The organism is Actinoplanes sp. NPDC026623 (assembly GCF_040638275.1).
In the GTDB taxonomy this organism is placed as follows: Bacteria; Actinomycetota; Actinomycetes; order Mycobacteriales; family Micromonosporaceae; genus Actinoplanes.
Genome location: NZ_JBEZXZ010000324.1, coordinates 1 through 5,984, shown reverse-complemented (window position 1 = coordinate 5,984; position 5,984 = coordinate 1). Strand labels below are relative to the sequence as shown.

General features: G+C 71.5%; 7 protein-coding genes and 1 pseudogene. 5 read left to right on the top strand and 3 right to left on the bottom strand.

The window, feature by feature from the left end:
• Positions 1–113 precede the first annotated feature (113 nt).
• Positions 114–1,127, bottom strand: coding sequence for a glutamine synthetase GlnII (gene glnII, locus AB0F10_RS43610; RefSeq protein ID WP_360639988.1), 1,014 nt, complete (start codon positions 1,125–1,127; stop codon positions 114–116).
• A 140-nt stretch (positions 1,128–1,267) separates the two neighbouring features.
• On the opposite strand from glnII, the gene AB0F10_RS43605 reads away from it, so the two are divergent.
• Positions 1,268–1,513, top strand: coding sequence for a DUF2630 family protein (locus AB0F10_RS43605; protein ID WP_360639985.1), 246 nt, complete (start codon positions 1,268–1,270; stop codon positions 1,511–1,513).
• Between the two features lie 64 nt (positions 1,514–1,577).
• Here AB0F10_RS43605 and AB0F10_RS43600 read toward each other — a convergent pair whose 3' ends face one another.
• Both AB0F10_RS43600 and AB0F10_RS43595 read right to left on the bottom strand, forming a co-directional pair.
• Positions 1,578–2,459 carry an RIO1 family regulatory kinase/ATPase gene (locus AB0F10_RS43600; protein ID WP_360639991.1) on the bottom strand — a complete coding sequence of 294 codons (882 nt, stop codon included), beginning with the start codon at positions 2,457–2,459 and terminating at the stop codon, positions 1,578–1,580.
• Between the two features lie 186 nt (positions 2,460–2,645).
• Entirely contained in the window at positions 2,646–3,293 is a 648-nt protein-coding gene (locus AB0F10_RS43595) for an HAD family hydrolase (protein ID WP_360639982.1), read from the bottom strand.
• Positions 3,294–3,455: 162 nt separating this feature from the next.
• On the opposite strand from AB0F10_RS43595, the gene AB0F10_RS43590 reads away from it, so the two are divergent.
• The 4 genes and pseudogenes from AB0F10_RS43590 to AB0F10_RS43575 all read left to right on the top strand — a co-directional run.
• A complete protein-coding gene (locus AB0F10_RS43590) occupies positions 3,456–4,034 on the top strand; it encodes a helix-turn-helix domain-containing protein (protein WP_360639979.1) in 579 nt (192 codons plus the stop codon).
• A gap of 61 nt (positions 4,035–4,095) precedes the next feature.
• Positions 4,096–5,025 carry a TIGR04222 domain-containing membrane protein gene (locus AB0F10_RS43585; RefSeq protein WP_360639976.1) on the top strand — a complete coding sequence of 310 codons (930 nt, stop codon included), beginning with the start codon at positions 4,096–4,098 and terminating at the stop codon, positions 5,023–5,025.
• Entirely contained in the window at positions 5,022–5,840 is an 819-nt protein-coding gene (locus AB0F10_RS43580) for a DUF692 domain-containing protein (RefSeq protein WP_360639973.1), read from the top strand. The genes AB0F10_RS43585 and AB0F10_RS43580 overlap by 4 nt, the downstream gene beginning before the upstream one ends.
• Before the next feature lie 52 nt (positions 5,841–5,892).
• Positions 5,893–5,984: pseudogene (locus tag AB0F10_RS43575) on the top strand (glycosyltransferase family A protein); the annotation flags it as partial.

Sequence of the window (5,984 nt, the reverse complement as noted above, 5' to 3'; positions counted from 1 at the left end):
GCGGCCACGCGCCTGCCCGCCCCCCTCGGGGCCCCCCACCCCACCCCGGGCCGCGGTGTTTCTTAAAACACCTTGCCCCCGCGGGCCGGCCGCCCCGCCCCCGCGGGGACGGCTCAGGCGAACGACTCCCTGGCGAGGGCGCTGCAGCAGGTGTCGATGATCATGCCGGTGACCAGGTACGGGTCCATGTTGGCGTTCGGCCGGCGGTCCTCCAGCCAGCCCTTCTTCGCCCGCTCGACGGCCCACGGGATCCGCACCGAGGCGCCCCGGTCCGAGGCACCCCAGCTGAACTGGTCCCACCGGGCGGTCTCGTGGGCGCCGGTCAGCCGGTCCTTGATGCCCGCGCCGTAGTTCTCCACGTGTGCCTGCGCGTTGCGGCCGAGCGCCTCGCACGCGGTGACGATCGCGTCGTAGCCATCCATCGTCGCCCTGGTGGAGAAGTTGGTGTGCGCGCCGGCGCCGTTCCAGTCGCCGGGCATCGGCTTGGCGTCGAAGGAGACCACCACGTCGAAGTCCTCGGCGATGCGGTGCAGCAGCCAGCGGGCCACCCACAGCTGGTCGGCGATCATCGGCGCCGGGAGCACTCCGATCTGGAACTCCCACTGGCCCATCATGACCTCGGCGTTGGTGCCTTCGATGGCGAGGCCGGCCTTGAGACAGGCGGCGGTGTGCGCCTCGACGATCTCGCGGCCCACCATCTTCTCGCCGCCCACCCCGCAGTAGTACGGGCCCTGCGGCGCCGGGAAGCCGTTCTCCGGCCAGCCGAGCGGGCGCCCGTTGCGGAAGAACGTGTACTCCTGCTCGATGCCGAACCTGGGCTCCTGGTCGGCGTACTTCTCCGCGGCCGCGACGCTTGCCACCCGGGTGTTGGTCGGGTGCGGCGTGTAGTCGGTCAGCTCGACCTGGCACAGCACGAGGATGTTGTCCCCGCCCCGCAGCGGGTCCGGGCAGGTGTACACCGGGCGCAGCACGCAGTCCGAGTTCTCGCCGGGCGCCTGGTTGGTGCTCGACCCGTCGAACCCCCAGATCCCCGGCTCCTCGCCGTCGGCCACGATGCGCGTCTTGTTGCGCATCAGCGGCGAGGGCCTGGTGCCGTCGATCCAGATGTACTCCGCCTGATAGGCCATGCCCGCACTCCTCCGTCGCTACCGCTTTCCGATCAACATCGTGCGGGCCACTGCGTCCCTTCGCGTTGCGGTTACATGTCGGGCGTGTGAACGAAGGCGGGTGGCCTGTGAGGAGCGCGACATGTGCGAGGCTCTGAGTCATGGATGACAAGACTGTGCTGAGCTGGATCAGCGGCTTGGTCGACGAGGAGCACAAGCTTCGCGGGCAGCTCGGCCGCGGTGAGATCAGCAGCGACGAGGAACAGGTCCGCCTGAGAGAGCTGGAGGAGGCCCTGGACCAGTGCTGGGACCTCCTGCGCCGGCGCCGGGCCGCCCGCGATCAGGGGAACGACCCGGACACCGAGCAGGCGCACAGCGTCAACGAGGTGGAGGGTTACCTCCAGTGACGCCGGCCCGACTGCGGCCGGCGGGTTTCCGGCGGCCGCGGCCCGGGACGCCTGGCGCGGCGCCTCATAGCAGCCCCGCCTCGTAGCACAGCCGCTCGATGAGGCCGTCCGCGTCGACCCTCAGGCCGCGCGCGACGAACCAGCCGGCCACGTTGCGCACGTCGCGGGCCAGGAACTCGGCGCCCTGTGGGTTGGCGATGAGGTCGACGATCTGCGGCATGTCGATGATCACCAGACGGCCCCGGTGCACCAGCGTGTTGTACGGCGACAGGTCGCCGTGCGCGATCTGGGTGCGCGCCAGCACGCTGAGCGCCTCGGTCATCTGACGCCACAGGTCCTCGAGATCCGCCTGATCCGCGCGTACCTGTGCCAGCCGCGGCGCGGCCTCCCCGGTCTCCTGGTCGCCGATGAACTCCAGCATCAGCTCGGTGCCGATGAGCTGCACGGGGTACGGAACCGAGATCGTGCCGCCCTCCTGCCCGACCTGCCAGAGCCGCGACAGGGCGCCGAACTCGGCCGCCGCCCACTGCCCGGCGATGAGTTCCTTGCCGAACGCGGTCCGGTTGGTCATGGCCCGCATCTCGCGGGACCGGCGCACCCGGCGCCCCTCGAGATAGCCCGCGTCGCGGTGGAAGAGCCGGTGGTCGCCGTCGCGGTAGCGCTTGGCCGCGAGCACGCAGCCCTGATCGGTACCCGGAACGGTGCGGCGCACGAGGTGCACGTCCGCCTCTTTGCCGGTCTTGAGTACGCCCAGTTCGGTGTCCACGGCCCCGTGCTCGGTGCGGACCCAGTCGGGTCGCGGTTGCGGGCCGTGCAGCGCACCGTCCCACGTCGACCAGCGGTCACCGGTCTCGGGCAGGTCGGGGTCCTCGGACAGGGCCGGCTCGAGCCGGCCCCGCTTTACGAAGTCTGCTTCGTCGTCGAACTTGCGACGGCCGCGGCGCATGGTCGCCGGGCCGAAAGAGTCGTGCTCTCGCACTGGAGGGTCTCCTCGGAAGAGAAAGAAAGAACAGGAACCTGGGCATGGCGAAGGACAACGACAGCCATGAGGTTCACCCCCTTCTCTTCTGGAAGCCTGTGGAGCACTTACTCCGGTGCACTCTTCCGGGGGACCCCGGACGGCGCAACCTGTTTAACGGGCCGCCATGACGGCGGACAGCCCCTGGATCACGTTGCCGACCACGCGGGTCGGCGCGAACCGGTTGTCGATCCAGTTCCGGCCGCGGTGCAGCCACACGCTGGGCAGGCCCATCGCGGCGGCGCCGCCGATGTCGGCCTCCGGGCTGTCGCCGACGATCCAGGCGCCGCCGAGGCGCATCCGGACCCGCTGGGCGGCAAGCGCGAAGATGCGCGGATTGGGCTTGCTCACCCCGGCCTGCTCCGAAATCACCCAGTCGGCGACATAGCGGTCCAGCCCGGTGCGCCGGATCCGGGCCTCCTGCTGCTCGTGCGGGCCGTTGGTGACCACCACGGGCACCCACCCCGAGTCCGCCGCGATCTTCAGCGCGCAGGCCACCAGCGGGTCGAGCCGCTCGAACGCCAGCGGGCCCTCGTGCAGCTCCTCGAGCAGGTCGATCGAGGGCATGAGCAGCTGGTATCGGTCGCGGATCAGGTCCGCCAGGTCCCAGCGCGAGGTAAGTCCGTCGGCGTCGACGGACAGTAGCCACTCGAGGTCGTCCTGCGGCGCCGCGATCTCGTCGAGGAAACCTTTCGCCCACAACCGGAACGCACCGCTGCGATCGAGCAGGGTGTCGTCCAGGGCAAGGAAGACGAGAGGCACCCGGGCACTGTACGTGAGTGAATGCGGCAGCCAACAGTCCAAGAGTGTTAACAAAGATTCGCCCGTATGGCTGTTTTTGCGCCATGAGAGAGGGAACCCGCGGCGCTGGCAAGCCGTACGTACGGATTGCAAGGGCCCGAAGGTCCGTGACACGATCGCAGAGTGCCCAGGGTAAGCCAGGATCAGCTCGACGCCCGCCGCCACGAGATCCTCGCCGCGGCACGGGGGTGCTTCGCCCGTTTCGGCTACGAGGGCGCCACCGTGCGCCGGCTCGAGGAGGCCACCGGCCTTTCAAGGGGCGCGATTTTCCACCATTTTCGCGACAAGGATTCACTCTTTCTCGCGGTCGCCGAGGACGACGCCGCCGCCATGGTGGAGACCGTCGCCCGCGACGGCCTGGTCCAGGTGATGCGTGACCTGTTGGGACAGGCCCGGTCCAGCGACGGCGACACCGCCGGCTGGCTCGGCACCCAGCTGGAGGTCTCCCGGCGGCTGCGCACCGACCCCGAGTTCGCCAAGCGCTGGGCCGAACGCTCGGCCGCCATCGCCGAGGCCACCCGCGAGCGCCTGGAACGCCAGCGTGAGGCCGGCGTGCTCCGCGACGACGTGCCGGTGGAGGTGCTCACCCAGTTCCTCGAGCTGGCGTACGACGGCATGGTGCTGCACCTGGCGACCGGCCGCCCGGCGGGCGAGCTGAGCCGGGTGCTGGACGTGGTCGAGGAGGCCGTCCGTCGCAGGTGAACCGGGTGTTGCGGTGACCTGCACAATGAGGTCCTAACCGCGCAAGCTCGGGAGGTCGGACATGAATCTCGCAGCGCAGGGCGACACCTGGGGCATCACCGGACCGAGCTTTCTGATCATCTACCTCGGCGCCGTCGTGACCGTCGCGATCCTGGCGGCGATCCACCGCCGGATCCTCTTCGCCGGCAACCGCAGCTCGCACATCGAGCGGCTCGGCCCGCAGCAGATCGCCTACCTCAACGGCGGCGACCGGCTCGCCGTCTACGCGGCGCTCGGCGGCCTGCGCAGCGCCGGCGCCATCGCCGGCGGCTCCGACAAGACCCTGAACCAGTCCGGGCCGCTGCCGGCCGACGCCACCCCGCTGGACTCAGCCATCTACAACGCGGCCGGGCGGCGCATCCGGTCCCGCGACATCACCGGCGACCAGTGGGTCGTCGCGGCGCTCCGGCAGCTGCGCGAGGGGCTCGAGGCACAGGGTCTCGCGGTGCCACCCGCCCAGGTGAAGACGGCGCGGCTCTGGGCGCTGGCCGGCGCCGCCCTCGTGCTCCTGGGCGTGGCCCGGCTGATCGACGGCATCCAGAACGAGCGTCCCGTCGTCTTCCTCGTCGGGGCCGTCGGGATCGCGGTCCTGGTGTCGATCTCGATCCTGCGCAACACCCGGCGGCGGGCCACCCGGGTCGCCGACAAGGGCATGACCGCGCTGCGCACCCGGCACGACTACCTGTCGCCGCGGCAGTCACCCTCCTACGCGACCTACGGCGCCTCGGGCGCGGCGATGGGCGTGGCCCTGTTCGGCACGGCGTCGCTCTACACGATGGACCCGGCGTTCGCCGCCGAGGCGGAGGTCCAGCGGACACACGCCTTCGGCGACGCCGGCGCCTCCTCGTACAGCTCCGGATCGTCGTGCGGCACCTCGTCCTCCTCGTGCGGAGGCGGCGGCAGCTCGTGCGGGGGCGGCGGCGGGTGCGGCGGAGGCGGGTGCGGCGGGTGACCACCGCCTACGGGGTCGGCATCGGCTGGCGGCCCGAGATCGCCGGCTTCGTCGCCGGGCTGCCCGGCCTCGGGTTCGCCGAGGTGGTCGCCGAGTCGGTGCACGCGCACGGCGACCTGCCGCCGGGCCTGGCCGAGCTGCGCGGGCGGGGCGTGGCCGTCGTGCCGCACGGGGTGAAGCTGTCGCTGGGCGGCGCGGAGCCGGTCGAGCCGGCCCGCGTCACCCACCTCGCGGCGGTGGCGGAGCGCCTGGGCGCGCCGCTGGTGAGCGAGCACATCGCCTTCGTCCGAGCCGGCGGCGTCGAGGCCGGGCACCTGCTGCCGATCCCCCGCAGCCGCGAGGCCGTCGACGCGGTGGTCGCCAACGTCCGGCGTACCCAGGCCGAGCTGAGCGTGCCTATCGCGCTCGAACCGATCGCCGCCCTCTTCGACTGGCCCGACGACGAGCTGGACGAGGGCGAGTTCCTGACCGAGATCCTGGAACGCACGGACGCGCTGCTGCTGCTCGACGTGGCCAACGTCTACGCCAACGCCCGCAACCGCGGCACCGAGGCGGCGGCGCTGTTCGACCGGCTGCCGCTGGAGCGGATCGCGTACGTGCACGTGGCGGGCGGCGCCGAGCACCAGGGCATCTACCACGACACGCACACCGACGCGGTGCCGCAGCCGGTCCTCGACCTGGTCACGGCGCTGTGCGAACGGCACCGGCCGCCCGCGCTGATGCTCGAGCGCGACGGCGACTACCCGGCGGCGGCCGAGCTGCGCCGTGAACTGGACGCCATCGCGGCCGCCTCCGGCTACCCCGCCGTGACATGACGTCGCTGGCGGAACGGCAGGAGGCGCTGGTGGCCGCGTTGACGGCCGGGGCCGCAACAGCGGCGTCGACGCGGCCACCGGCGAGCTGCTGGCCTTCTGCGACGACGACGACATCTGGCTGGCCACCAAGCTCAGCCGGCAGGT

Bases quoted from the DNA above. Each gene is read 5' to 3' on its own strand.
- AB0F10_RS43585 (WP_360639976.1), top strand. From the start codon at position 4,096: ATGAATCTCGCAGCGCAGGGCGACACCTGGGGCATCACCGGACCGAGC.
- glnII (WP_360639988.1), bottom strand. From the start codon at position 1,127: ATGGCCTATCAGGCGGAGTACATCTGGATCGACGGCACCAGGCCCTCG.
- AB0F10_RS43605 (WP_360639985.1), top strand. From the start codon at position 1,268: ATGGATGACAAGACTGTGCTGAGCTGGATCAGCGGCTTGGTCGACGAG.
- AB0F10_RS43600 (WP_360639991.1), bottom strand. From the start codon at position 2,459: ATGCGCCGCGGCCGTCGCAAGTTCGACGACGAAGCAGACTTCGTAAAG.